The organism is Bradyrhizobium guangdongense (assembly GCF_006483445.1).
GTDB classification, from domain to species: domain Bacteria; phylum Pseudomonadota; class Alphaproteobacteria; order Rhizobiales; family Xanthobacteraceae; genus Bradyrhizobium; species Bradyrhizobium guangdongense_A.
Window position 1 is genome coordinate 1 of sequence record NZ_PPPT01000282.1, and the last position, 2,048, is coordinate 2,048.

The window sequence follows — 2,048 nt, forward strand, 5'->3', positions numbered from 1 at the left end:
CGGCGTCACCGGCTCCGGCAAGACCTACACGATGGCAAAAGTGATCGAGGCGACGCAGCGCCCCGCCATCATCCTGGCGCCGAACAAGACGCTCGCCGCCCAGCTCTATGGCGAGTTCAAGAGCTTCTTCCCCGACAACGCCGTCGAGTACTTCGTCTCGTATTACGACTATTACCAGCCCGAGGCGTATGTTCCGCGTACGGACACGTACATAGAAAAGGATTCCTCGATCAACGAGCAGATCGACCGCATGCGCCATTCGGCGACGCGCGCGCTGCTCGAACGCGACGACGTCATCATCGTCGCGTCGGTGTCCTGCATCTACGGTATCGGCTCGGTCGAGACCTACACCGCGATGACCTTTGCGCTGAAGAAGGGCGAGCGCATCGACCAGCGCCAGCTCATCGCCGACCTCGTCGCGCTGCAGTACAAGCGCACCCAGGCTGATTTCACCCGCGGCACCTTTCGTGTGCGCGGCGACGTCATCGACATCTTCCCCGCGCACTATGAAGACCGCGCCTGGCGCGTGAACCTGTTCGGCGACACCATCGAGACCATCGAGGAGTTCGATCCGCTCACCGGCCACAAGCAGGACGAGCTCGAATTCATCAAGATGTACGCCAACTCGCACTATGTGACGCCGCGCCCGACGCTGGTGCAGGCGATCAAGTCGATCAAGTCGGAATTGAAGCAGCGGCTGGACCAGCTCCACGACCAGGGACGCCTGCTGGAAGCGCAGCGGCTGGAGCAGCGCACCACTTTCGACCTCGAGATGATGGAGGCGACGGGAAGCTGCGCCGGCATCGAGAACTATTCGCGCTACCTGACCGGACGCCGGCCCGGCGAGCCGCCGCCGACGCTGTTCGAATACGTCCCCGACAACGCGCTGGTGTTTGCCGACGAAAGCCACGTCACCATCCCGCAGATCGGCGGCATGTTCCGCGGCGACTTCCGCCGCAAGGCGACCTTGGCCGAATACGGTTTCCGCCTGCCCTCCTGCATGGACAACCGTCCCTTGCGCTTCGAGGAGTGGGACATGATGCGGCCGCAGACGGTCGCGGTGTCGGCCACGCCCGGCGGCTGGGAGCTGAACGAGAGCGGCGGCGTGTTCGTCGAGCAGGTGATCCGCCCCACCGGCCTGATCGATCCGCCCGTGCATATCCGCCCGGCCCGCACCCAGGTCGACGATCTCGTCGGCGAGGTGCGCGCGACCGCGAATGCCGGCTACCGCTCGCTGATCACGGTGCTGACCAAGCGCATGGCGGAGGACTTGACCGAATATCTGCACGAGCAGGGCATTCGCGTCCGCTACATGCACAGCGATATCGACACCATCGAGCGCATCGAGATCATCCGGGATCTGCGGCTCGGCGCCTTCGACGCGCTGGTCGGCATCAACCTCTTGCGCGAGGGCCTCGACATTCCCGAATGCGCGCTGGTTGCGATCCTCGACGCCGACAAGGAAGGCTTTTTGCGCAGCGAGACCTCGCTGATCCAGACCATCGGCCGCGCCGCGCGCAACGTCGACGGCAAGGTGATCCTCTATGCCGACCAGGTGACGGGCTCGATGGAGCGCGCCATCGCCGAGACCAACCGCCGCCGCGAGAAGCAGGTCGAGTACAACACCGCCAACGGCATCACGCCGGAGAGCGTGAAGAAGTCGATCGGCGACATCCTCAACTCCGTCTACGAGCGCGACCACGTGCTGGTCGAGGTCGGCGGCCACGACATGACCGACGACGTCATCTCGATCGGCCACAATTTTGAAGCCGTGCTCGCCGATCTCGAAACCCGGATGCGCGAGGCCGCCGCCGATCTGAATTTCGAGGAAGCCGCCCGCCTCCGCGACGAAGTCAAGCGCCTGCGCGCCACCGAGCTCGCTGTGGTGGACGACCCCACCGCAAAACAGCGCACCGTGCAGGGCAAGGCCGGCGCGTACGCCGGGACGAAGAAATACGGCGACGCCGCGAATTTGCCGGTCAGCGCGATGAAGAAGAAAACCGTCGGCTCCGCACTGAAAGCGAGCGGCGCCAGCGGCGGTTCAAAGG

The 2,048-nt window shown here is 64.6% G+C and carries 1 protein-coding gene; it reads left to right on the plus strand.

Translation table 11 applies throughout. The features are described from left to right. Positions 1-2,048 (plus strand): excinuclease ABC subunit UvrB (uvrB, locus tag C2U70_RS31705; protein WP_140982564.1); only part of this gene is annotated, 2,048 nt, incomplete at both ends.